The organism is Pseudomonas sp. CFBP13508 (genome assembly GCF_005233515.1).
Classification (GTDB): Bacteria; Pseudomonadota; Gammaproteobacteria; order Pseudomonadales; family Pseudomonadaceae; genus Aquipseudomonas; species Aquipseudomonas mercuritolerans.
Genome location: NZ_QFZZ01000005.1, coordinates 22981 through 47204, shown reverse-complemented (window position 1 = coordinate 47204; position 24224 = coordinate 22981). Strand labels below are relative to the sequence as shown.

The 24224-nt window shown below is 62.0% G+C and carries 19 protein-coding genes and 1 tRNA gene; 4 read left to right on the top strand and 16 right to left on the bottom strand.

What is annotated here, in order from left to right:
- The first annotated feature begins 47 nt into the window (after positions 1-47).
- A complete protein-coding gene (desA, locus tag PspCFBP13508_RS15405) occupies positions 48-1232 on the top strand; it encodes a delta-9 fatty acid desaturase DesA (RefSeq protein WP_137215016.1) in 1185 nt (394 codons plus the stop codon).
- 210 nt (positions 1233-1442) lie between these two features.
- Positions 1443-2432, top strand: a complete 990-nt coding sequence (locus PspCFBP13508_RS15400) for a sensor domain-containing diguanylate cyclase (protein WP_122508376.1) — start codon at positions 1443-1445, stop codon at positions 2430-2432.
- Between the two features lie 135 nt (positions 2433-2567).
- Here the strand turns inward: PspCFBP13508_RS15400 and PspCFBP13508_RS15395 are convergent, their stop codons facing one another.
- The 3 genes from PspCFBP13508_RS15395 to gabD all read right to left on the bottom strand — a co-directional run bounded on the left by PspCFBP13508_RS15395 (position 2568) and on the right by gabD (position 6819).
- Positions 2568-3779, bottom strand: coding sequence for a response regulator (locus PspCFBP13508_RS15395; protein ID WP_137215015.1), 1212 nt, complete (start codon positions 3777-3779; stop codon positions 2568-2570).
- A 134-nt stretch (positions 3780-3913) separates the two neighbouring features.
- Positions 3914-5191, bottom strand: a complete 1278-nt coding sequence (gene gabT / locus PspCFBP13508_RS15390) for a 4-aminobutyrate--2-oxoglutarate transaminase (RefSeq protein ID WP_016772251.1) — start codon at positions 5189-5191, stop codon at positions 3914-3916.
- Between the two features lie 185 nt (positions 5192-5376).
- Positions 5377-6819 (bottom strand): NADP-dependent succinate-semialdehyde dehydrogenase, encoded by a 1443-nt coding sequence (gene gabD, locus PspCFBP13508_RS15385; protein ID WP_024011131.1) that lies wholly within the window; start codon positions 6817-6819, stop codon positions 5377-5379.
- 432 nt (positions 6820-7251) lie between these two features.
- Here gabD and PspCFBP13508_RS15380 point away from each other — a divergent pair.
- Positions 7252-7328: transfer RNA gene (locus tag PspCFBP13508_RS15380), tRNA-Arg, on the top strand.
- A gap of 77 nt (positions 7329-7405) precedes the next feature.
- Here PspCFBP13508_RS15380 and PspCFBP13508_RS15375 read toward each other — a convergent pair.
- Both PspCFBP13508_RS15375 and PspCFBP13508_RS15370 read right to left on the bottom strand, forming a co-directional pair.
- Positions 7406-7675, bottom strand: a complete 270-nt coding sequence (locus tag PspCFBP13508_RS15375) for a hypothetical protein (protein ID WP_137215014.1) — start codon at positions 7673-7675, stop codon at positions 7406-7408.
- Between the two features lie 46 nt (positions 7676-7721).
- On the bottom strand, positions 7722-8282 hold the full coding sequence (locus PspCFBP13508_RS15370) for a YbhB/YbcL family Raf kinase inhibitor-like protein (protein WP_137215013.1): 561 nt from the start codon (positions 8280-8282) through the stop codon (positions 7722-7724).
- A 139-nt stretch (positions 8283-8421) separates the two neighbouring features.
- Here PspCFBP13508_RS15370 and PspCFBP13508_RS15365 point away from each other — a divergent pair, with 139 nt between their 5' ends.
- The gene (locus PspCFBP13508_RS15365; RefSeq protein WP_137215012.1) at positions 8422-9945 is read left to right on the top strand and encodes an FAD-dependent oxidoreductase; all 1524 of its coding nucleotides are present in this window, start codon (positions 8422-8424) and stop codon (positions 9943-9945) included.
- 118 nt (positions 9946-10063) lie between these two features.
- Here PspCFBP13508_RS15365 and pgaD read toward each other — a convergent pair whose 3' ends face one another.
- From pgaD to PspCFBP13508_RS15310, 11 genes are all read right to left on the bottom strand, one after another.
- Positions 10064-10594 (bottom strand): poly-beta-1,6-N-acetyl-D-glucosamine biosynthesis protein PgaD, encoded by a 531-nt coding sequence (pgaD, locus tag PspCFBP13508_RS15360; protein ID WP_123444120.1) that lies wholly within the window; start codon positions 10592-10594, stop codon positions 10064-10066.
- Positions 10591-11946, bottom strand: coding sequence for a poly-beta-1,6-N-acetyl-D-glucosamine synthase (gene pgaC, locus PspCFBP13508_RS15355; RefSeq protein ID WP_016772256.1), 1356 nt, complete (start codon positions 11944-11946; stop codon positions 10591-10593). The genes pgaD and pgaC overlap by 4 nt, the downstream gene beginning before the upstream one ends.
- Position 11947: 1 nt before the next feature.
- A complete protein-coding gene (pgaB, locus tag PspCFBP13508_RS15350; protein ID WP_137215011.1) occupies positions 11948-13945 on the bottom strand; it encodes a poly-beta-1,6-N-acetyl-D-glucosamine N-deacetylase PgaB in 1998 nt (665 codons plus the stop codon).
- Between the two features lie 12 nt (positions 13946-13957).
- Positions 13958-16438, bottom strand: coding sequence for a poly-beta-1,6 N-acetyl-D-glucosamine export porin PgaA (gene pgaA / locus PspCFBP13508_RS15345; RefSeq protein ID WP_137215010.1), 2481 nt, complete (start codon positions 16436-16438; stop codon positions 13958-13960).
- A 237-nt stretch (positions 16439-16675) separates the two neighbouring features.
- Positions 16676-18181, bottom strand: coding sequence for a YdgA family protein (locus tag PspCFBP13508_RS15340; protein ID WP_137215009.1), 1506 nt, complete (start codon positions 18179-18181; stop codon positions 16676-16678).
- 249 nt (positions 18182-18430) lie between these two features.
- Positions 18431-19066: a hypothetical protein gene (locus PspCFBP13508_RS15335; RefSeq protein WP_024011125.1), complete on the bottom strand. Its 636-nt coding sequence runs from the start codon at positions 19064-19066 to the stop codon at positions 18431-18433.
- Between the two features lie 92 nt (positions 19067-19158).
- The gene (locus PspCFBP13508_RS15330) at positions 19159-20601 is read right to left on the bottom strand and encodes a TolC family protein (protein WP_137215008.1); all 1443 of its coding nucleotides are present in this window, start codon (positions 20599-20601) and stop codon (positions 19159-19161) included.
- Complete coding sequence (locus tag PspCFBP13508_RS15325) at positions 20598-21485, bottom strand: HlyD family secretion protein (protein ID WP_016772263.1); 888 nt, start codon at positions 21483-21485, stop codon at positions 20598-20600. The genes PspCFBP13508_RS15330 and PspCFBP13508_RS15325 overlap by 4 nt, the downstream gene beginning before the upstream one ends.
- On the bottom strand, positions 21482-21691 hold the full coding sequence (locus PspCFBP13508_RS15320) for a DUF1656 domain-containing protein (protein ID WP_016772264.1): 210 nt from the start codon (positions 21689-21691) through the stop codon (positions 21482-21484). The genes PspCFBP13508_RS15325 and PspCFBP13508_RS15320 overlap by 4 nt, the downstream gene beginning before the upstream one ends.
- Positions 21688-23751, bottom strand: a complete 2064-nt coding sequence (locus tag PspCFBP13508_RS15315) for an FUSC family protein (RefSeq protein ID WP_137215007.1) — start codon at positions 23749-23751, stop codon at positions 21688-21690. Before PspCFBP13508_RS15315 ends, PspCFBP13508_RS15320 begins: the two co-directional genes overlap by 4 nt.
- Entirely contained in the window at positions 23748-24176 is a 429-nt protein-coding gene (locus PspCFBP13508_RS15310) for a MarR family transcriptional regulator (RefSeq protein WP_016772266.1), read from the bottom strand. Before PspCFBP13508_RS15310 ends, PspCFBP13508_RS15315 begins: the two co-directional genes overlap by 4 nt.
- Positions 24177-24224: the final 48 nt, after the last annotated feature.

The following is a 24224-nucleotide window of genomic DNA, read 5'->3' as shown; positions in this document are numbered from 1 at the left end:
TGATAATGCAACGGCTGTTTTTATCTTTATCGAGGGCCCTATAGCCTATGTGGTACGAAGGTTTTCTTGGCTTGTCGGCCTGGTCACTGGTCGCGGTCACCCTGCTGATGACCCATGTGACGATTGTTGCCGTCACGGTCTATCTGCACCGTTACTCGGCCCACCGCTCGCTCGAGCTGAATGCGGGTCTCAAGCACTTTTTCCGTTTCTGGCTGTGGCTGACCACGGCGCAGAACACCCGCGAGTGGACCGCCATCCACCGCAAACACCACGCCAAATGCGAAACCGAAGATGACCCGCACAGCCCGGTCATCAAGGGCCTGTCCACGGTGCTGCGCACCGGCGCCGAGCTGTATCGCAGCGAAGCGCAGAACCCGGAAACCTTGCGTATCTACGGCAAGAATTGCCCGGAAGACTGGATCGAACGCAACGTCTACAGCCGCTATCCGCTGCTGGGCGTGGCGATCATGGGCGTGATCGACCTGCTGCTGTTCGGCACCATCGGCATCACCATCTGGGCGATCCAGATGATGTGGATTCCAGTGTGGGCCGCTGGCGTGATCAACGGCTTGGGCCATGCCGTCGGCTACCGCAATTTCGAATGCCGTGACGCGGCGACCAATCTGGTGCCGTGGGGCATCCTGATCGGCGGCGAAGAGCTGCACAACAACCATCACACCTACCCCAACTCGGCCAAGCTGTCGGTAAAGAAGTGGGAATTCGACCTCGGCTGGGCGTGGATCAAGGTCTTCTGCTTCCTGCGTCTGGCCAAGGTGCAGCGGGTCGCACCGATTGCCCACCGCGTCGAAGGCAAGGGCAGCCTGGACATGGACACCGCCATGGCGATCCTCAACAACCGCTTCCAGATCATGGCCCAGTACCGCAAATTGGTGATCGGCCCGCTGGTCAAGCAAGAGCTGGCCAAGGTCGATCATTCGGTGCGCCACCAGTTCCACCGGGCCAAACGCCTGCTGTCGCGGGAAACCAGCCTGCTGGAAGACCGTCATCACCTGCGCATCCAGACCATGCTCGAACACAGCCAGGCGCTGAAAGTCATTTACGAAAAGCGCCTGGCTTTGCAGCAGATCTGGGTCAAGACCAGTTCCAATGGCCACGACATGCTGGCCGCCATCAAGGAATGGATTCACGAGGCCGAGGCCAGTGGCATCCAGTCGTTGCATGACTTTGCTGATCAGCTGAAAACCTACTCGCTGCGTCCTGCGGCGGTTTGATCCGACACTGGCTGCGATCTTCTGATTCTGAAGATCAAGAGATCGCAGCCTCGTTGCACTCGTCAGCTCCTACAGCTCACCGCTTGGCGGGACTCGGTAATGGCCGGGAACTTCGCCGAAAATCCTCTATCTCAATGACACTTCGCCATCCCGGCGGGCTGTCCTGTGGCCGTTGTCGACATTGCGGCGCGCCCTTTGAGATTTGTGCCGATGGTCAACAACAACCAGAAAGACACATCCTTCACCCAATGGCCCGAGGCCGCGCAAACGCTGATGGCGCTGATGCACGCGCAAGGCGAAGTCGCGCGCCTGAGCGAGCGCGAACAGTTAATCAGTTCGCTGCTGGTCAGCGTCAACGCCGTGCTCTGGGCTTTCAACTGGGAAACCCGGCAGGTGCTGTACGTCAGTCCGGCCTATGAACGGATCTTCGGCCGTTCCGCCGCGTTGTTGCTGGCGGACTACAACCAATGGCGCGACAGCATTTACCCCGATGATCTGGAGTACGCTGAACAAAGCCTTGCCGAAGTCCTGCACCGAGGTGCGGTGGAAGATCGCGAGTACCGCATCATCGCCGCCGATGGCCAGGTGCGCTGGCTCAGCGACAAATGCTTTATCAATCGCCAGGACGAGCCAGGGCAGCCGGTGATCATCGTCGGCATCGCCGAAGACATCACCGACAAAAAACACATGGAAACCGAGCTGCAACGCTTGGCCACCACCGACGTGCTGACGCAAAGCAGCAATCGCCGCCACTTCTTCGAATGCGCCCACCGCGAGTTCGCCGAGGCGCGGCGCCAGGGCACACCGCTGGCCTTCCTGCTGCTGGACATCGACGATTTCAAAGTGATCAACGACAGCTACGGCCACCCAGAGGGCGACAACGTGCTGCAACGAATCGCCGAATGCGGGCGCGGCTCATTGCGCCGTGGCGACCTGTTTGGGCGAATTGGCGGTGAGGAGTTCGCCGCGGTGTTCCCCGGTTGTGCGCCGGAGATGGCCGTGCAAGTGGCGGAGCGCCTGCAGCAGGAGATCCAGCGACTGCGCTTCAACCACGACGGGCAAGCATTCAGCATCACCGTTAGCCAGGGCCTGACCAATCTCACCGACGAAGACAAGAGCCTGGACAGCCTGTTCGCCCGCGCGGATGCGGCGATGTACGAGGCGAAACGGCAGGGCAAGAACCGGATTATCGCGGCCTGACCCGTATTTTGTGGCTGCCGCAATGCCTGTGGGGGCGGGCTTGCCCGCGATGAGGCCTGCACCTTCAACAAAAATGTTGCCTGCGCTGGCGCCTTCGCGAGCAGGCTCTCTCCCACATCGGAATGTGGTGATCTGTCATTTGCGCATCCGCAGCAACTCCGGCAGCCCGATCTTGAGCAACCGCGCCGTCCGGCTCTTCGCCAGTTCCTCAACGCCTTCATGCTCGGTGAGCCGCGCCATCTGCGCGGCCATGTGCATCACCAGCGCCTCGCGACTGTAAACGCCACCACCGAGCTGGTAGGCCGAAGCAATCAACTCGCGCAACTCCAGCGGCAGGCGCCAGCGAGTGCGCAACGCCGAGCCATAAGAAGCACCAAACTGCGCCAACGCTTCGCCGACCTCTTCCAGTTCGTCCAGCTCGCCGCCGGCTTGCTGCCATTCCTGCAGGCAGCGCAGCAGCGCCAGATCACCGAGCCGATGCAGCATGCCCGCGCAATAGCAGCGCTCCTGATCGAGATCGAGCAGGCGTGCCAGCGTGCGGGCGTATTCCGCCGTGTGCAGTGACAGCCCCCAATAGCGCTCGGCGTAATCCGCCAGGCATGGATCGCTGAGCCGCGCGCTGCGTTTGAGCGCCAGCCCGAGAATCAGGTTCATGCTTTGCCCGGTGCCGAGTCGGTGCAGCGCCTGGGCCAGGGTTTGCACCGGCGCGCCGTAGTGTTGCGCGGCACTGTTGGCGGCTGCGATCAGCACGGCGGTAATCTGCGGATCGGTGCGGACCTCTTCTTCCAGCAGTTTGAGGTCCAGCCCCTCGGGATTGAGGCTGCGCTTGACCGCCACTTGCACGTCGGTCATCAACGGCGCGCCATCGGCCTGCTCGCGACGCCGCTCAAGGAACACCGACAGGGTCATGCCCGGCGCCAGTGCCGGCACTTCGCAAACCACTGCTTCGCCAGCGTTGAGCAGCAACCCCTGCAAGCGCTCGGTCAGGCCTTCCATGTTCAACGGTTTGGTCAGGTACGCCGTCGGCGCCAGCGGAATCGCTTCGCGCACGCTGGCGCTGTCGTTGCGGCTGCTCATCAGAATGAACGGCAGCGGCGGATTGCGTTTGCGCTGGCGGACGCTGCGCAGCACATGCAATCCGTCGATGCCGGGCAGCTCCCAATCAACGATGGCCAGGTCATAGGGCACCTCGCTGAGCAACGACATTGCCTGCTGACCGTCGGCACACAAATCCAGCCGCGCATCGCAGCGCACATTGAGCAGCACTTGTTTGAGCAGGTCGCGGGACCAGGGATCAGCCTCGGCAATCAACACCCGGGGTACGGCGGGTAAATCAACGGCAGTCATGCGCGCTCTCCTTGCAATGCCTGAACCTTAGCCAATGCTGGCGATCCGATACAGCGCTAACAGGTCCGATATGTTTCAAGGGGCAAAAAAAACCCGCCGAAGCGGGTTTTTGTCGAGCGGGTCACACGAGCGGATCAGAGTTCAGAGAAGCACTCTTCGATGATCGCCAGGCCTTTGTCCAGTTGCTCGTCTGGCGACGTCAGCGGAACCAGCACACGCAGCACGTTACCGTAAGTGCCGCAGGACAGCAGGATCAGGCCCTTGTCACGCGCCTTGGCCACCACAGCAGCCACGGCAGTCGGGTTCGGCTTGTGGCTGTCGCCGTTTTCGAACAGCTCGACCGCGATCATTGCGCCCAGCGCACGCACTTCACCGATCACCGGGTACTTGGCCTGAATCGCCTTCAAACCGGTGACCAGGCGCTCGCCGACAGCCTTGCAGCGGTCCAGCAGTTGCTCTTCTTCAAACACTTCCATGACTGCCAGCGCAGCGGCGCAAGCGATCGGGCTACCGGCGTAGGTGCCGCCCAGGCCGCCCGGAGCAATGGCGTCCATGTATTCGGCCTTGCCGCATACGCCGGCCAGCGGGAAGCCGCCAGCGATGGACTTGGCGAAGGTGGTCAGGTCGGCGGCAACGCCCATCTGTTCCATGGCGAAGAAGGTGCCAGTGCGGCCAGCGCCGGTCTGCACTTCGTCAGCGATCAGCAGGATGCCGTGCTGGTCGCACAGCGCACGCAGACGCTTCATGAATTCTTTCGGCGCGACGTAGAAACCACCTTCACCCTGCACCGGCTCGATGATGATCGCAGCGATGTCTTTCGGCTCGGCGTCGTTCTTGAAGATGCGCTCGATGGAAGCGATCGAGTCGTCGATACTCACGCCGTGCAGTTCGTTCGGGTACAGCGCGCGGAAGATGCCGCCTGGCATCAGGCCCATGCCCGCCGAGTAAGGCACGACTTTACCGGTCAGGCCGAGGGTCATCATGGTGCGACCGTGGTACGCGCCGGTGAAAGCGATCACGCCAGCACGGCCAGTGGCGGCACGGGCGATCTTTACGGCGTTTTCCACCGCTTCGGAACCGGTGGTGACCAGAAGGGTTTTCTTAGCGAAATCACCCGGCACCTTGGCGTTGATTTTTTCGCACAGCTCAACGTACGGCTCGTAAGCCAGCACCTGGAAGCAGGTGTGGGTCAGCTTGTTCAGCTGTTCGGTCACGGCGGCGATGATTTTCGGGTGCACGTGGCCGGTGTTCAGTACCGCGATACCGCCGGCGAAGTCGATGAACTCGCGACCTTCAACGTCAGTCACGGTGGCGTTCTTCGCCGACTCGGCGAAGATCGGGTGAATCTGGCCAACACCACGAGGTACGGCATTGGTGCGGCGGGCCATCAGTTCAGCGTTAGTCTTGCTCATTACAGTCCTCATTCGCCGCTCATCGGGCGGCGTGGTTCAAGGATGAAGCGGGAGGAATCAGCGGTGGCAGCATGCGATGATCGACTGCCACGGCGTTCCTGGCCGCAGAGAAAATTCCTGTTTGAAACCACGCAAAGGGACAGCGCTCTCGTGCCCTTTGCGTTTGCAGCGATCCCTTTCCCGGCTTAGATGCCCAGGCAGAGGTATTTGATTTCCAGATAATCTTCGATGCCGTACTTGGAGCCTTCACGGCCCAGGCCCGAAGCCTTGATGCCGCCGAACGGCGCGACTTCGTTGGAGATCAGCCCGGTGTTGACGCCGACCATGCCGTATTCCAGCGCTTCGGCGACACGGAACACACGGCCGAGGTCACGCGCGTAGAAGTAAGAAGCCAGACCGAATTCGGTGTCGTTGGACATGGCGATCACTTCGGCTTCGTCCTTGAAGCGGAACAGCGGCGCCAGCGGACCAAAGGTTTCTTCCTTGGCCACGGCCGCGTTTTTCGGCACGTTGGTCAGGATGGTCGGCTCGAAGAAGTTGCCTTCCATCGCCTTGCCGCCCGCCAATACGGTGGCGCCTTTGCTCACGGCATCAGCGATGTGTTCCTGAACCTTGGCCACAGCCTTTTCGTCGATCAGCGGGCCGGTGGTGGTGCCATCTTCCAGACCGTTGCCGATCTTCAGTTTGGCCACAGCCACTTTCAGCTTCTCGGCGAACGCATCGTAGACCGCGTCCTGAATGTACAGACGGTTGGCGCAGACGCAGGTCTGACCGTTGTTGCGGTACTTGGAAATGATCGCGCCTTCGACGGCCTTATCCAGATCGGCGTCGTCGAACACGATGAACGGCGCGTTGCCACCCAGTTCCAGCGAGACTTTTTTGATGTCCTTGGCGCATTCGGCCATCAACTGGCGACCGATTTCGGTCGAGCCGGTGAAGGACAGTTTGCGCACGATCGGGTTGCTGGTCAGCTCGCTGCCGATGTCGCCGGCGCTGCCGGACACCACGCTGAACACGCCCGCAGGAATGCCCGCGCGCTGAGCCAGTTCGGCCAGGGCGAAAGCGGAAAAGGGAGTTTGCGAAGCCGGCTTGAGCACCATGGTGCAACCGGCGGCCAGTGCTGGGCCGGCCTTGCGAGTGATCATTGCTGCCGGGAAGTTCCATGGAGTGATCGCAGCGGTGACGCCGATCGGTTGCTTGATCACGATCAGGCGCTTGTCCGGCTGATGGCCCGGAATCACATCACCGTAGATGCGCTTGGCTTCTTCTGCGAACCACTCGATGAACGATGCGGCGTAAACGATTTCGCCCTTGGCTTCGGCCAGCGGCTTGCCCTGCTCGAGGGTCATCAGGCGCGCGAGGTCGTCCTGGTTCTCGATCATCAGTTCGAACCAGCGACGCAGCTTGCCGGCACGCTCTTTGGCGGTCAGCGCACGCCAGGCCGGCAGCGCCTTGTCGGCGGCCTCGATGGCACGGCGGGTTTCAGCGGCGCCCATCTTCGGCACGGTGCCGAGGATTTCGCCGGTGGCCGGGTTGTTGACCTTGATCGTCTGACCGTTGTCGGCATCGACCCAAGCGCCATCGATGAAGGCTTGCTGGCGGAACAACTGGGTGTCTTTAAGCTGCATGTCGGCTTTCCTTAACAGCACCGCGGCCTGCGCGGAGCAAATTATGATTGTAGAAAGGCGCCTCGCAAGGCTGCCGTCAGGGAAATCAGTGAACGGATTGTGGCGCATCAACAGTGCACGACCGGGCGCACCTGCGCTGCAAAACCCGCCAAAGAGCGTTTGAAATCTCAAACGGATCGTAGGTTCAAAGGGGGTAAAGGACAATAGGTCGTTCGAAAAAAAGAACAAAAATGCCGCTTTTCAGATCAACGTACTGAAAACCCGTGCCGCAGGAAAAACCTTAGATCAACCCCGGCAAAGCGCCAAGCGAGGGTTTTGCAGGACGTTACCGCTTTAAGGAATGCAGCGATTTTGCGCCGACACGCACACTGACAAAACCCGCCAAACCCGGCATGGACGCCCTGAGCCGACCTAGGTATGATGTCGCCCGCTGCACCAGTAGCTCAGCTGGATAGAGTACTGCCCTCCGAAGGCAGGGGTCGTGGGTTCGAATCCCGCCTGGTGCACCATGAATCAAACGAGAAAGCCCCGGACTGTGATGGTCCGGGGCTTTTTTGTGGGCGATGACAAGATCGCTGGAACGACGTCACTCCGTCGTCCAGTCAAACTCATCATATTCATCGTCGTCATCCCCCTCCTCCTCAACCTCTTCAAACACCTCGTCTTCTTCAACGAGGTCTTCTTCCGGCTGATTCAGCAGAAATTCCTTACGTGTCTCGGTTACTGCACGCCGCATTTGTTCGCCCTTTTCCGGGCAGTTGAGTAGCTGGGCGATGCTGTCGATTTTTGCTGCCACGGTGTCCTCCAGCGCATTGGCAATGGCTCGATAGTGCGCGTTTTCGCGGGGCAATGCCAAATGGCTGGAGAATCAGGGCAGTCAGCCGCCCGGGAGCGGCCGAACCTCAGCGGTGATAACGGCGCACCGCGCTGCTGTTGCGCAGCACATGGCCTTTGATTTTTTCCATCAGCTCGGCGCGGGTCAGGCCGGCGGGCAAGGCGTCCGGGGCAAGATCGAGGGCGTAGATCTGGATGACGTAGTGGTGCGCGCTGTCGCCCACTGGCGGGCACGGGCCCATGTAGTGGGTGTTGCCTTTGCTGTTGGTGCCGCCGACGCCTTCGAGGGCGGATTTGGCACCGACGCCGGCCGCGATCTGGTGGGTGGTGGGCTTGATGCCGTAGTGAATCCAGTGATCGACGCCCAGGCCTCTCTGGCCGTCCGGGTCGTGCATGACGATGGCGTAGCTCTGGGTTCCGGCGGGGCCGGCGTTCCAGCTCAGCGCCGGCGATTGGTTCTTGCCACCGCAGCCGGGTGCGTCACTGGCGGCTGCCGAGGTGAACAGGCGGTTATCCGAAACGCCGGGGATGCTCAGGGTGAAGCGTTCCTGGGCGTGTGCCGGGAACTGCACGCAAAGGATCACGGCGATGGCCGCCAGCCATGGGTTGAGAGAGGTCAATCGGGTCATTCCGGGAGCACCTTGTGCAGTGAGGCCGTCGTCGGCCCGCAAACTATAGCTGTACCGTTCGTGCCTTGGCAGTAGCAAATGGCTGAACCTCGCGCGGCGCCGCCAACTCACAAGAGAAATGCCTGCGAGGAAGCCTAAGATGTCCCTGCACCGTGTCGCCCGTTTCGCCGATGTCCCGCAAGACCGTGGCCTGCAAGTCGAAATCGGCGACTGCAAGATCGTCCTGCTGCGTGCCAACGGCGAGTTGCGGGCGTTTCAGGGCCTGTGTCCACACGCCGGAGCGCCGTTGGCCGAGGGAGCGTTGTGTCACGGCAGGTTGATCTGCCCCTGGCACAAGGCCGCGTACCGTGCCGAGGACGGTGGCCTGTGCGAGCCGCCATCGCTGGACAGTCTCAAGCGCTATCCGCTGGAGTTGCGCGGCGATGAAGTCTGGGTCGATGACCAGCCCTTGCCCGATCCGCACACCCCGCCCGCTGACGACCCAAGAACGTTCGTGGTGGTCGGCGCCGGGGCGGCGGGCACGGCTTGCGCGGCGGCGCTACGGGAGAAGGGTTTCGGCGGACGCATCGTGCTGGTCGATGGCGAACCGGGTGCCGGATACGACCGCACGGTGTTGAGCAAATTTGTCCTCGCGGGGGAGATGTCGTCGAAAGAAGTGCCGCCGCTGCGCGATGAGGCGTTCTATCAAGCGCAACGGATTGAGCGCGTGCAAGGCGAAGTGACTTCACTCGACGCCCCAGGCAAAACGCTTCATCTGCACAACGGCGGCATCCTGCGTTACGACGCCGCTGTACTCGCCACCGGTGGCGCGCCCAATCCGTTGAAGCTGCCTGGTGCCGAGTTGGCCAACGTCTTCGTCCTGCGTTCGAAAGCACAGGCTGAACAGATCATCAACGCCGCTCAACCGGGCCAGCGCGCGGTGATCATCGGCGACAGCTTTATTGCTCTCGAATGCGCGTCAGCCCTGCGCGAGTTCGGCCTCGACGTCACCGTGCTGGCACGCCATGCAATCCCGTTCGCCAAGCAGTTCGGCGAAGCGGTGGGCAAAGCGATTCGCGGGTTGCACGAAGAGCACGGGGTGAAGTTCATCAGCGAACACGAGGCTACGCAGATTCTTGGCGAGGACAAGGTCGAGGGCGTGCTGCTCGATAATGGCTTGAGGCTGGCGGCAGATCTGGTTCTCGCCGGCGTCGGCGTTCACCCGGCCACTGAACCTTTCGAATCATTGCCCAAGGAAGAAGACCAATCGTTGCGTGTCGATGACGGCATGCGCGTCGCCGATGGCCTGTGGGCCATCGGTGATATCGCCACGTTCCCGTTGAATGGCCAGCCAACCCGTATCGAGCATTGGCGCCTGGCCCAGCAACACGCGCGCATCGCTGCGGCCAACATGCTCGGTGGCGAGGAACATTATCTGGATGTGCCGTTTTTCTGGACCTATCACTTCGGCAAGAACTACGACTATCTCGGTCACGCGCAGGAATGGGACGAGGTCGAGTTCAGCGGTGAGCCGGAAAAGCCGCCGTTCATTGGTCTTTTCGCAAAAGACGGCATCGTCGTTGCGGCGGTGGCCTGCGACAAGCAACGCGCAATGGCGCTGCTGGCCGAGCGAATGAAGCAACCTCTGCGGATAAAAGAGGCCTGGACGCTGACCCAGGCCTGACACCGATCCTGTAGGAGCTGACGATTGCAACGAGGCTGCGATCTCTTGATCTTGTTTTTACATAAGCAAAATCAAAAGATCGCAGCCTTCGGCAGCTCCTACACAGGCCGCGTGGAGGTCAGGTCAGGCGTTTCACCGGCTCGCGACTGTCGTCTTCTTCGGCATGCAGAAAGATCACCCGTGGATGCTCCAGGGGTGCCAGCGGCGCCGGTAGTGCTTGCTGCTGAAGCGGCCAGAAATGCGTTTCTACGTGGCTGATGTCGCCATCCTGGTCGTTGTGAATGGTCATCACCCCCGGCGTGCGCAGTTTCTGGAAACGCTCGTCGCACAGCTTGAAGCTTTTGCTCAGCCCTTCATCGCCAATCACCGGTGACGGCAAACGGCGCTGGGCGAAGCTGCGGCTTTTGCGTTGTTGATAACGCGCCCAGCCGATCAGGATCACCGCGTTGACCAGCGCCACCCACATATAAACTTGCAAGGTGCCCAGGGCATCGAACGCCGAATGATCGATACGCGGGCCGCCGCTGGTTTCGATCAATGGCCATAGTCCGCGCACCAGCAGGAACAGCAGGCCAACCCAGGCCAGGACGGTGAGGATCACGTCGATCACCACCAGAAAGGGCCGTTGGCGAGTCCGGATAATTTTCATTTGATGACTTCCTCCTGGTCGTCGCCCAGCGGTTTGATACCCCGATCAGGACTGACCCAGCGCGCGCGTTTTTTGTGTTGGCTGAACAACACCTTGGGGAAGCTGACCAGGGTGGTCAGCAGACTGACGAGCCAGAACACCAGCGGATACCAGACCACCCAGAACATGGTCTTGCCCAGACCCGGTTCATAGCGCCGATCGATGACGATGCTGACAGCGAACTGCACCAGGCAGACGAACGCCAGCAGCAGACCGGTGAAGGCCGGCGGCATCAGGTGATCGACGGCGATCGCGTCGGGCATGACCATGAACTTGCCCATGCCCCAGAAAATCACCGACAGCAGGAAAGTGAACGCCCAACCGGTGGACAGGCAGTATTCGAACAGCAGCGGCCACAGGTAGCGATGGCGGTACTGCCAGATGCCGCGAATGTTCTTGAACAGCACTTCGGCGCCGCCCTGAGCCCAACGCAGACGCTGCTTCCACAGGCCACCGAGGGTTTCCGGCATGAGGATCCAGCACAGCGCACGCGGTTCGTAGAAAATGCTCCAGTGATCGAGTTGCAGCTTCCAGCTGATGTCGATGTCTTCGGTGATCATGTCCGGGCTCCAGTAGCCGACCCGGTTCAGCGCAGTACGACGGAACGCGACGATCACGCCGGAGACGGTGAAGATGCGCCCGAACACCCGTTGCGTACGTTTGATCAGCCCGATGATCGAGGAGAACTCGCCGACCTGCACCCGCCCGATCAAGGTCGAACGCGTGCGGATCCGCGGGTTGCCGGTCACTGCGCCAAGGCGTGCGTTATCCAGCATCGGCGCGACCAGATAAGCCGCAGTGTTCGGCGCCAGCAAGGCGTCGCCATCGATGCACACCAGATACTCGCTGCGCGCAGCGATCGCGCCCATGCGCAGAGCCACAGCCTTGCCCTGGTTTTCCGCCAGATGCAGAACTCGCAGTCGCGGATCTTCCTTGGCCAGCGCATCGAGCACTTCGGCGGTGTTGTCCTTGGAGCCGTCGTTGATCGCGATCACTTCGATGTTCGGGTAGTGCTGGGCCAGCGCCGCGTAAATGGTATCGGCAGCGTTATCGCCTTCGTTGTAGCAAGGAATCAGGATCGAAATCAGCGGCTCGCCTTCCAGCGGCGGCGGCAGCGTGTCGTCCTGCCATGGCCAGTGGCGCTCCCAGTGCAGCCAGAAATACAGGCCGCCAGCGATCCACAACCCGGACATGAACAGTGGGTAGAAGAACACGAACGACATCAGGAACTGGCCGGTCACGAGGAAGATCAGCCCCAGCGGAACGCCAAGGACAATCGCCAGAACAAGCAGGGCTAACAGTCTATCCAGCATGTTATGGATTCCATTTGTTGGAGAGTGCAGGCCTTACGGTTTTCAGGTCTGGCAGGTTGTCGAGGAAGTTGTCCGGGTAGTAACCGAAACTGGTCGCGCCCTGACGCTTGAGCCGGCCCATCCAGTCCGCCAGATGCACGGCGTCGATATCGGCCTGATCCTTCTGGTTCCAGTCACGCGCCTGCAATTCGAACACGGTGCGGTTGAGTGCGCCGGGGCGTTTCTTCACCGTGGCGACCAGTTCTTCCAGCCATGGGCCGGACTCGGCCAGCGTCTGTTTTTCCATCAATGGCATGGCCATCGGCGCCGTCCAGTCGTAGGTGGCGAGGAAGTCATCGAGGTTCTGCGCGAACCACGCTTCGCTCTCTGGATTGAGCATCGGTTCGGCGAAAATGTTGCGTGCGGTCAGCACTTGCGGGCCGCGAATCGCACGGACCTTCGCGGTCAGTTCGTTGGTGAAGTCGATCAGGTAGCGGCTCTTGAAACGCGTCCAGCGTTGCATCGCTGCCGGATCGTCGCGCAGCGCGGCAATCGAACCCGGCAGACCTTGAGCGGCGTAGGCCTTCAGGGCATCCGGGCTGGCGTCTTCGAAATCCGAAAGCACCGCATCGTCGTGGTAGAGAATGCCGTCGACCGAGGTCAGCCGCGCCACGTCTTCATAGATTTCACCGATGATCTTGCGTACTTCAGGATTGAACGGCGAGAGACGTTTGTACTGCTTCGGGTCGACCGACGTTGTGGCGGTTTTCGGGTCCCAGCGAGTCACCCGCGGCAGCTTCGAATCCAGCTCGAAACTCAGCACCGGCATCCACGCAAAGACCTTCACATGAGCACGGGTGCGCAACTGCCAGGCGACGCGGTCGAACAGGTCGGCGCGCATCGGCAGGTGACGGTTGGGGAAGTACAGCGAATGCACCAGACCATCGCCCTTGGGATCGGCGAAGGCTTGCAGGAACACCGTGCTGGCGCCCAGGTCAGCCATGCGCTGCACCAGTTTGCCGAGGTTGATGTCCTGCTGGGCCGGGTCCGGGTCGTAGACGTTGTCGAGATCGACATGCACCACGCGCATCGGCCCTTCGGCCTGCACCGAAACGATGCTGTTGGCGAAATGCTCGCCGTCAGGATCGGACGCGACGAGGAAGCGCGGCCCGCTCATCAGGTTATCGAGGGTGTCGAGGCCGTCGTCCAGCGTCAGGGCCATTTCATAGCCCTCCTCACCGACCACGGTCAGCGAGGTACCGTCGGCGGTGCCGTACGGCCAGACCCAGACGCGTGGTTTGTAACCGGTGGCCTTGCGGATCTTCTCGGAAATGTTCTTCACGTCGGTACGAATGCGTGCCTGGAAATCGGCTTCGGATTCATAGCGCTTGGTCACCGGGTCATAACGCCGGGTCGCGGCGGCCGGCTGCAGGTTGCCCTGCGGGTTGGCAAGGATGCCTTTGTGGTTGGCATCGGTGTGAGCGGCGATCTCTACCAACCCGGACTTGGAGATTTCGCGGATCTGCTGCCAGGTCAGGAAGTTGTCACGGTTACGCGGCGTGCCGGCAAAATCCACCGGTTGATTGAGCGGCGTGTCGATCCAGGTACCCACCGGCGCCAGCAAGGCTGGCCAGTTGTAGGCGCGCAGCACCGGCAGCACGCGGGTATAGAAGCTGGCGTAACCGTCGTCGAAACTGAGCAGCACCGCTTTCGCCGGCAGCTCCGGGCCACCGTTACGCGCGGCCATGATCTGGTCGACGGTCACTGGTTTGTAGCCGTTCTCGCGCAGCCAGGCGAGCTGCTCGATCATGCGCTCGGTGCGCACCGCCACCACGGCCTGATCGGGATCACGGTCTTCGACATCGTGGTAGGCAATGCCGAGCACATGGTTTTTTGGCCACGGTTGTTCACTGGCCGCGGCCGGGCGCTCGGAGGGCGGCGCGAAGGCCGGGGCTTGCTGGGCGCAGGCGCTGATCAGCAGCGCTCCCAGCAGAAGGATGAAACGCGAGATAAAAGGCATCTTCAAACTCTTCTAGAAGCGGAAAGTGAGGTCGACGAGCAGACGCAGATCAGTTTCCCGATCACCGTCGTAAGGCCGGTTGATCACACTGAACATGCCGCCCACATCGAACACGTCGTTCCAGGCGTACCGTTGGCCGTAACCGAGCAACGCCATGCCGCCGGTGCCGTGGTCGCGCTGGCTGTAAGTGCCCGCGCCGGCCTGAAATTGCTGGCTCCAGGAAGTCTCGTAGCGGTGGTAGAGCACGTGGTTGACGTTGACCAGCGGCATCACGCTGAAGTCCGACTTCGGGTTGAAGTAGGGCACGTCGTCGGATTTCGAGTTGTGGCTGGTGCCGACTTCCAGACCGGCGTCGACCTGGATGTTCGGCGCGCTGTAGATGCCCTCGCGCCCGGTGACCAACGCTTCGACGCGGTTGTTGCCATCGCTGAAATGCGACGGGCTGACCGACACGCGCCACTCGCGGCTTTCGTTGGCGCGCCAGCGCAGAAACGCACTGCCGCCGTTGGCCTTGATGTCGCTGTTGAGCGCGCGCAGCGGGGTTTCCGCCGACAGGTATTCGAGGCTGCCGCCGTATTGCCAGTGATCGTTGATGTCGCGGGCAATCGCCAGGCGCGCGCCCTGTTTGTCACCGAAGCCGTAATCGTGATTCGACACCTCGGCTTCGAGGGTCATGTCACGGGTGCGCCGTTCCAGGCCGACACGCTGGAAGCGATGGTGGCCGGTGCCTTCGGCGAAATCACCGGTGGCATAACCGGCGCCGGCGAACACGCGCCAGTCCTCGTTGATCGGTGGGCTGTACAACGTGCTCTGGATACCGAAATCACGGCTGCCGCTGACCGCACCGGCATCGCCGCTGCCGCCACCGTTGGCCTTGCCGCCGTAGGCTTCGACGCGCAGTTCGGCCATGTCATGGACTTCGCGTTCGCGAGCCAGGCGCTGCACTTGGCGGTTGTCCGGATAGCGCGCGACCACGTCGTCGACCAGCGCATCGTTCTGCCGCCACTCCTGCAACTCCATCGCGGTGCGCGCCTGAGCGACTTCCAGGCCGGCATCGCGCGGGGCCATGCTCTCGGTTTCCTTGAGCTGGCTTTCCGCGCGGCGCGGCATCTGGCGGGCGAGGTAGAGATCGGCCTGGGCCAGACGCAAGCCAAGGTTGCCCGGCGCCTGATCGACCAGCGTCTGCAAACGCTCCTCGCCGTGGGGCAGGTCGGAACCGTAGGTGCCGGCCTGCGCCGCGAGCTGCTGCGCGTCCATCCATTCGTCGTTAGGGTTGCCGATCGGCAAGCCCTTGAGCTCGACGCGCGGTCGCTGGGCTTTCGCTGCGTCTTCGGCGACCTTGCGCGCCTCATCGGCGCGGTCGCTTTCCAGCAGCGAGTAGTACAGCGCAGTGGTGTCTTCGAGGCGATCACCGACATCGGCGTCCGGCGCCGAAAGCACCTGGCGATACAGATCGGTAGCAATCTCAGGCTCGCGCTGATCCAGATAAGACGCCGCTACCCAGCGCAGGGCGTAGGTCGGAATCTCCACGCCTTCGGCTTGCAGTTTCTGGTATTCGCTGATCACGTCGGCGGTGCGCGCACGGGCCTTGAGCGCGCCCATACGGTCGATGCGCCAGCGCGTCACGTCATCGTGGGCAGTGGCGTCAGGCGCCCAGGTCGCGAGCAATTTGTCGTAATCGCCCAGCGCGCGGTCGGCGATGACGTAGCGTTCCTTCTCGCTGCGGGTGGCCAGTTCGGCGAGGCGCACGCGTTCGGCGGCGAGATCACCTTCGAGGCGGCGCAAGGTCACCGGATCAATCAGGCCAGGACGTTGACTGGCCAGACGCAGCGCCGGTTCAGGCAGACGGGCCTTTTGCAGGGCGACCACGTACTCACGGGCCACTTCAGGTTTGTTGCCGGCGCGGATGAAGGCTTGATCGAATTCAAACAGCGCATCGTACTGTTTGCCGGCGCGACCGAGGGCATAGCCCAAGGCCAGGCGGCGCGACGGATCGTCGGGTTTGGCGGCGACCAGCGCCTGGGCGCGGGTGACGGCCTGATCGGGTTTGCCGGCATCGGCCTGGGTCAGCGCGAGACCCAGTTGCAGGTCGGCGTTGTCCGGCTCCAGCACCAGCGCCTTGTTGTAGATCTGGGTAGCCTGATCCCAGCGCTTGAGGTTGCGATAGGCACGCGCGGCGGCGGTCAGTGCCTGCACCGGCAGGACGCGGTCGCGGCCTTGGGTTTCATAGACCTTGACCACTTCGGCATCGAGTCCGGCCCAACTGGCGATTTGCAGGTGATCGCTGACCTGGCCGTCGCTGGCCTGGCCCGGCGGCATCTGACGCAAAACCGTCAGCGCAGGCGTGTAGTGCCCGGCGCGGGCATCGCGCACCATCTCGTCGTAGGGTGTGTCGGCCAACGCCAGCACTGGCCAGAGCAACTGGCTGCAGAGGGCGAATCGGAACAAAGGGCGCAAACCACGATGTAATACAGGGCCATCAATACGCGGCATTTGTCAGCATCCTTACATGGCCAGCCGGGTCGCAATGCCCTCCTTGCCCATTCGTAACGGTGGCCGACAATGACAGCCCTCGGCCAAGCTTGGTGAGGCAGTCTGCACGCAAGCGTAGTCGAATTTTCACAACGCAATAATTGTTCAGAATCGGCACGCATGTACAAAACCCGTACAGCAAAACGCCCGGCGCCTGTTCACACAGGGGCCGGGCGTCTGGAGGGTGCGCGGTTGGGCTTATTGCTCTTGGGTGACGCCGGCAAACTTGCTCATGAGGAAGCCGATGAACTGCTCGACGGTCATCTTCTGGCCGTTGAATTCGACCTGATTGGCCGCGTAATGCAGTTTGGTCACCACGTTGGTACCGTCGGCGACGGCCAATTGCGAGCCGACCGCCATGCCGGCGAACATGTCCGCCGCTTCCTTGGACTGATCGACGATGGCTTTGGCGTCAGTCTGGCCATCGAGCTGCGCCTGCACGCTGAGCAGATCGACGAGCATCGGCTTGGACACCTGAATGTTCAGGTCGAGCAGCGCGATCAGTTGCTTGCCGAGTTGATCCGGCGGCAGGTCCATCGATTGCGGCTTGGTCAGGTCGATCACCAGATTGGCGCGGCTTTCACCGTTGGCGGTGTTGAACGACAGGTTCTCCAGCGCCAGTTGCGGACCGGCCGCCAGCAACTTCTGCAGATCGGCTTTGACCTGGGCGTTTTCCGCTTCGGTCAGATTCAGCTCCGGTGCCGGCAACCCCTGCGCAGCGGCCTCGGCGGCAGCTTTTTCATACGGCTGCAATTTGGTCTGGTAGATCTGCATCAGCGACATGGTCGACGGAATGTCGAGGTTCTTCAGGCTCATGGCCATGGCCGCCGAACCGACTTTCTTGTCGTTGAGCGTCACTTCGCCGATTTTGTAGTCGGCACGCCCCGAGGCGTTGCTGCCGCTTTCTTCGGTGCGGTTCTTCATTTCGAAGTTCTTCACGCCCAGCACCATCGGCTTGGCGCCGAAGGTGGTTTTGCTGCTGGTCACTTCCAGGGTGTTTTCCCCGGTGTAGTAGCCGTAGCTGCTCTTGGCGAGGTTGCTGGCCAGGGTCAGGCCGTTGAGCTCGACCTGCACCGGCGCCTGGTCTTCCGACACGGTGACCAGTTTCAGGTTGTCCATGTAGCCGTCGGCCTTGACCTTCTGCGCCTGGGCGCTGGCGGCGATGTCCATGCTCAGACCGGAAAACTTCAGGCTCGATTGCTCATCCAGCGCGGTTTCGAACGGCACCAGATTCAAAGTGCTGGTGGTCGATTCGTCGTAGCCGATGTTGGTCACGCCCTTGAGCGGCGCGGCGCCGTTGGTGGCGGCGAACCATTTTTCCGTGGACGGGCTCTTTTCCAGCTCGTAGTTGCTGGTGGCCATGACCGGCAGCCACTTCAGCGAAACCAGACGCGAAAACGGCAGCGGGCCGTGTTCGATGTGGTCGACGAACAGCAGCTCGACCGGCGCATCGCCAAACATCTCGCCTTCGCTCTTGAGGCGATAGTGCGCGGTGCTGGTGAAGGTGTGGCGTTCCAGCGACACCAGTTCCAGCGACGCGGTGCCGTTGGAGCCGGCCATGGCGGTCTGCAACTCTTTGTTGGCGTTGGTCACGGCGTTGTTCAGTACGCCTTCAATCTTGGTCCCGGTGTACCAGGCCCCGCCTGCGCTGATCGCGCCAATGGCAACAACAATTCCGAGAAGCACGCCTGCTGATTTATTCATGAATGACCTGATCGGTTTCCGTGGCTGTGGGTGAAGTCGTCTTCCTTGAACCCGGGATCGGGCCGCGGCTCGACTGTGCGCAATTAAGCGGTGGAGATTAGCACCGGGCGCGGGCGACGGCCCAATGTTTAAAGGTTAAAGAGTGTCTATGGACACTTGGGAGAGCAAAAAGATCGCGGCCTTCGGCAGCTCCTACATTTGGAATGCGATTCTCCTGTAGGAGCTGCCGAAGGCTGCGATCTTTTGATTTCAGGAATACTGGACTTCGATTTCATCCAGTTGATGATCAAAACTCTTCAGCCGCGCCGTCCAGGTATACACCAGCACTTCGAAGTCACGATCGATCACCGCTCCGCCGGTGGTATCCGCCCGCACATCGCAGAAATCCAGCTGATAGCGTTCGCGGGCCATGGCCGTGGCGACGTCGGACAGCTCGCGGGCGTTGTTCAGCCAGTGCCAGCCGTCATCGGCGATCTGCTTGTCGAGTTCCAGGCATTGCTTCTTCAGGGCTTCGAGGCTTTTTTCCAGCGGCGTGCCGGTGAGCTCGCCCATGACTTCGGCGAAGGTTCGCCCGGGCTGCCAGTAGCTGCCCCAGAAATAGCGGTCGAACACGGTTTCGACCCGGCGCAGGGCGACTTTGGTGTCCCAGATCAGCACGAGCATCTTGCCCCGTTCGAGCTGACGCTTCTTGACCCGTTGCAGTTGAATCGAGGTCCACGCGACGACGACGATCGCCATCACCGCGATCAGCGCAACGGCGCTGTCGAGGAAAATCATCGCCGTATCGATCTGGTGGGCCAGCATGATCCCGTAGAAATACGTGGCCGAGAGCAGCACCAGTGCCACCAGAGCGCACCAGAAGCCGAGAGCGTAAGGGTTTTTCATTATTGTTTCCCCTGGGCCAGCACTAGCAATGTGCATTGCAGGAGCGCTTGGCATGGGGCGCCCCTCCAACACTTCAAAGCATAGCAACGACCTCAGGGTTTGCTGGCGCTCGAGGTGTTCGTTCGTCCGCTTTCCCAGCCACCGCCCAGGGCGAGGAACAAATCGATCTGACTCATCGCGACCTGGGTGTTGGCGGCGGCCAGTTGCGCGGTGACATCGGTGTAGGTGCGGGTTGCTTGCAGGTCGGCAAGGAACGATTCGCGGCCGGCCTGGAAGAAGCGGTGCGTCTGCTCGGCCGCGAGCTTGGCCGACTGCTCGGCTTCGGCCAGCGCATCACGGCGTTGCAACAAGGCGCTGTACTGGGCCAGACCGGTCTGGGTCTCGCGGATGGCGTTGAGCACCACGCCGTCAAAATGCGCCAGCGCGCCTTGAGTGTTGGCCTCGGCTTCACGAATGCGCGCACGGGCGCCGTTGGTCGGTACTTTCCAGCTCAGCGACGGGCCAAAGCCCCAGCGGTTGGTCGACGGGTCGCCAAGGTCATCAATGATGCCGACGGTGCCGATGGTCGCGCCGATGCTGATGTCCGGGTACAGCTCGCCGGTGGCGATACCAATGCCGGCGGTAGCCGCCGCGAGGCGTCGTTCGGCCTGACGAATATCCGGACGGCGCTTGAGCAGCGCAGCGCCGTCACCGACCGGCACCAGTTGCGCGATCTTTGGCAGCTCGGCGCAACTGGCCGTGCCCGCCGGCAATTGCTCGACCGGTCTGGCCAGCAGCATCGACAAACGGAACAGTCCGGCCTGCCGCGCCGCTTCATAACGCGGCAAGTCGGCGCGCAGGGATTTGAATTGGGTCTGCGAACGGGTGACCTGGGTCTCGTCGCCACGTCCGGCATCACGCAGACGCTGAATCAGCGTAGTGCTCTGCGATTGCAGATCGAGAGAATGCTCGGCGATTTCCCGCTCTTCGTTGGCAGCGCAGACCTGGGTGTAAGCACGAACCACGTCCGCCACCAAAGTGATGCGTGCGGTATCGGCGGCAGCCTGAGTCGCATCGGCATTGGCTTTGGCCGCTTCGATGCCGCGTTGCAGAGTGCCCCACAGGTCGAACTGGTACGAAGCGCTGATGCCGATATCGGCAATGTTGGCCACCGGGACTTTCTCCGGCAGCAGGAACGCCTGACCGGATTCCTGCAAACGTTGCGCGCCCATTTTCACCCCGCCGCTCCAGCCGCCAGCGGCCTCGGCTTCATCCACCTGAGCACGTGCCCTCGACAGGTTCGCCGCCGCCACGCGCAGGTCGGTGTTGGACGCCATGGCCTGCTGCACCAGTTGATCGAGGCGCGGGTCTTTATACAGCCGCCACCAGTCCGCCGGCACCGGCGCCGAGATTACCGGTTTGCCGGCGACTGCCAGCTCGCCCTGAATGTCCTTGCGCTGCACCGCCGCGTCGGTGGGCACCTGATAATCCGGGCCGACCATCTGACAGGCCGAGAGCATCACGCCCAACCCGGCGATCAACCAGGCCCTGCTCATGGCTGCGGCTCCTCATGCTGATCGTCGATGATCGACACAGTGGCGGTACGCCCGGCGATCATGCGGAAGTCGGCCGGCACCTCATCAAAAGCGATGCGCACCGGAATCCGCTGCGCCAGACGTACCCAACTGAACGCCGGGTTGACGTTGGGCAGCAGGTTGCTGCCGCTGGTGCGGTCGCGGTCTTCGATGCCGGCGACGATGCTTTCGACATGCCCGCGCAACCTGGCGCGGTCACCGATCACGCGAATATCCACCGATTGCCCGACGTGGATGCCGTCGAGTTTGGTTTCTTCAAAATAGCCGTCGATGTGGAAGGAGTTGCTGTCGACCACCGACAACACCGGACGGCCGGCGGTGACGAATTCCTGCGGACGCGGCGCGCGGTCGTTGACGTAACCGTCGACCGGGCTGCGGATCACCGAGCGATCAAGGTTGAGCTGCGCACTATCGACCGCCACCAAGGCTTCGGCCAATGCCGACTGTGCACGGGCGACGCGCGACTGGCTTTCTTCCAGTTGTTCGGCCGGCACCAGATTGCCGAGGCCACGGTTGCGCTTGGCTTCACGCTGGGCCTGGGCGAGGGTTTCTTCGCGATCGGCGACGGCGGCCTTGGCCTGGCGCAGAGCCAGTTTGAAGCGGTCCTGGTCGATGCTGAACAGCACCTGGCCACGCTTGATCAACTGGTTGTCTTTCACCTCGACCTGCTGAATCAGCCCGGACACATCTGGGGCGATCTGGATGATGTCGGCGCGAATGTGGCCGTCGCGGGTCCACGGCGCGAACATGTAATACATCACCATGCGCCAGACGAGGACAACGGCAAAAGTCACGATCAGCAGGGTCAGGACCACGCGACCGATGGTCAGAAACGGTTTTTTCATGTCATCAGGTATCGACTGAGTGAGTCCACGCCGTACAGCAGCACGGCGTAGAGCGCCACGTTGAACAATGCCCGGTGCCAGACCAGACGGTAAAAGTGCAGGCGTTGCAGCACGCCATGCACCAACAGAAACAGCACATAAGTGATGCCCATCAGCACCAGCAGGGTCGGCAGGAAAATGCCGCTGATATCCAGATCACCGATCATAGGGGCGCTCCATCGGGCAGCGGTTCTTCGGGCTCGGCGCTGGAGACGAATTCGACGCCGGGCAGCAAGGCCAGACGCAGACCGCTCAAGGCGTGCAACAGGTGCAGACGGGTTTCGTCGTCGCCCTGACCGTTCAGCGCACGGCGGGTGCGATCAAGGGTCATCAGCAGACCGCTCGGTGCCGGCAGGCGTTCGTCAGCTTTGAGGCAGGCACGAAAATACTCGCCGACCTCGCCCACCACCTGTCGCAACAGGGCGTTTGGCACGCCGGTGACGCGCGGGGTGTAGGCAAGCAGATCGAGCATATTCAGACCGACGCGCACTTCGCGCATGGCAATGCCCGTGTCCTGACCGGTCAGGGCCAGACGCGGCAGGTGCTGCATCAGCCGATCGAGCAGTTGCACGCCCAAATGCCGATGCTCGGCGAGACTGGCCGGCTCGGTCATGCTGACGATGTCTTTCCAGCTGAACCGGGTCAGACGCTTGGCCGCCAGCTCGGCGCCGAACGGTCGCGCCACCAGCGTCCAGATGAAAGCGAACAACAGCCCCAGCGGCCCGGCGAGGTTGGAGTTGGCAAAGGCGAAAAAGTCCGCGTCGTAGGCGCCCTGAATACTGATGAACGACGAGGTATTGACCAGCGTCAGCAGCATGCCGAGGTAGAAACGCGGCTGCACGGTCAGCGTGCCGACGCAAATGAACGGCACGGCAAACGCCAGCACCAGCATCGGGAAATCATGCAGGTTGGGCAGAATCAGAAACAGATAAAGGCTGGCGAACAGCACCGACATCCCGGTCCAGAAAAAGAACCGATAGATCTGCGGCGCCGGGTCGTCCATCGAGGCGAAGAAGCTGCACGCCACCGCCGCCAGGATCACCGCACTGCCGCCGTCCGGCCAGCCGAGCAGGATCCACAGCACCGAAGCAACGATGATCGCCAGAATGGTCGAGGTCACCGAGTAGAGCATCAGCCCGCGATCGATGAACGGCGTCAACCGGCCCAGGCGCCAGTGCCGGTACACCGCGCGCCAGCTGTCCTGGCGCTCGCACAGAATCGCATCCTGCAGGCTGCGGCAGTCCTGCCACAGATCGATGAATTCACCGAGGCGGTAGATCGCGTTGGAGAACAGCAACTGTTTGCGGTCTTCCAGCGCTTCGGCGCTCGGTTGCAGCGCGTCGAGCTGATCTCTCAGTGCTTGCCAGCGCTCGAGGTTGGCGTCTGCGTGGCCCAGCCATTCGCGGGTCGCGGTCAGCAACGGCTGGAATTTCTCCACCAGTTCCGGGGTACGCCGTTCGAGGGCGTACAGCGAATCCTCGAGGGCATCGATCACCGGCAGCAGATGGATCATGCGCCCGCGCAATTCCTTGGTGTTGCGCACGGTTTGTGGCCGCGCGCCTTCGTGGGGCAACTGGCCGATCATCAACTCGAGGCTGTTGAAATTGGCGACCATGGCCATGCGCAGCGCGGTGACTTCTTCCGGCTGCACATCACGGCTGAGAAACTTCAGGCTGTAGCTCGTCGCATCGGCGAACCACTTGCTCACCGCATCGTTGAACACCGGCGCCAGCCGGCGCGGCCAGAACATTGCACCGACCACCGCAGCAACGGCGATGCCAAGGAAAATCTCTTCGGTACGCGCCTCAGCCACGTCCCACACCGCCAGCGGATTATCGACCACCGGCAGGGCAATCAGCGGCAAGGTGTAGCCGGCCAGCATCAGCGCATAGCTGTTGGCCGTGCGCAGATGCAGGGACATGAACAGCAGAATGCCGGTCCACAACGCGATCACCACCACCAGCACATAGGGGCTCTGCACGAACATCGGCACGAACAGCACCGCTGCCGCCGCACCGAGAAATGTACCGGCCGCGCGGTACAGCGCTTTGGAACTGGTCGGGGCGAGAAACGGGCTGGAGACGATGTACACCGTGGCCATCGCCCAATAAGGACGCGGCATTTGCATGAGCAAGGCGATGTACAGCGCAATCATCGACGCTGCAAAAGTACGCACCCCGTAAAACCAGTCACGGGCCGGCGGCATGCCAGTGAAAAAACCGTTCAAGAATTGACCACCACAGGCGAACTCGCCGCCTCAAAAGCCCTCAGTACCCGAAGCGTAGCTTCCAGATCGCTGCGCTCGATGCCTTCCAGCACTTCGTGGCGCAGGCGCACCAGCTCGGCCTCCACCGCCTGCACCAGCTCGCGGCCGGTATCGGTCAGGCTCAGGCACTTGGCGCGGCGATCCTGAGCGTCTTCGGTGCGACAGACGTAACCGGCATGGCACAGCTGATCGAGCAAGCGCACCAGCGAAGGACTCTCCATCCCCGCGGCCTGGGCGACTTGCACCTGACGCACGCCCTCGCCCAAGCGGCCGATCATCAACAAGGGCACGGCGCAGGCTTCGGAAATTCCATAGTTGACCAGCGTGGTCTGGCAGATCTTCCGCCAATGCCGGGCGGCCACCACCATGGCGCTGCTGATGTTCATCTGGAGACTGTCGAGGGAATCGGACACGGGATAACGGACACTGTTAGT